This window comes from Psychrobacter sp. 5A.1, from assembly GCF_030407455.1.
Taxonomy (GTDB): domain Bacteria; phylum Pseudomonadota; class Gammaproteobacteria; order Pseudomonadales; family Moraxellaceae; genus Psychrobacter.
Window position 1 is genome coordinate 1 of the sequence record NZ_JASDDJ010000149.1, and the last position, 551, is coordinate 551.

The window sequence follows — 551 nt, forward strand, 5'->3', positions numbered from 1 at the left end:
TAACACCGTTAGAAAAAGAGAAGCGCTACTTTAATAAAAACCTCTTATCAGGTGTCCTAAATTAGTTGACCACTACATTCCAAATCCCATATCATACCAGGTGGTACTGTAATAGGTGTAGTACCACCTAGAAAGACTGGGCCTTCTTTTTTATTGAATGGGTCTTTGACGATGCCTAGTTTGCCGCCAAACTGCTTACCAGCACCGAAACCATCATCGAAATTCCAGAATGGTGCATCATTTACTCTAAAATCGTCGCCAACGATAGCGTATTCGTTGCTCACCTCATCTTTATCCGTATATGTCACAACCACGACTCCAGAAGCGGACTGAATTCTTTGAATATATTGTCTTTGTAAAAAGGTTTTTTCTTCAAGTAACGATTGGTTTTTGACTATTGTCTCACCTTTTAATTTACCCTTATCATCAGTATTTAATTTAATAGTCGTCAAGCCATTATATTTATCTTTTTTATTAGGGCGTGTCCTCATTTTAAAAATGGTGATAAAAATGAGATAAATTGCCGTCAAACAAGGAAAATAGTGCAGATA

1 protein-coding gene is annotated in these 551 nt (G+C 36.7%); it reads right to left on the reverse strand.

Annotation, left to right across the window (positions count from 1 at the left end; translation table 11 throughout):
* Positions 1–56: 56 nt before the first annotated feature.
* The coding region (locus tag QL982_RS14510) for a hypothetical protein (RefSeq protein WP_290190456.1) at positions 57–551 on the reverse strand (495 nt) is incomplete at its 5' end.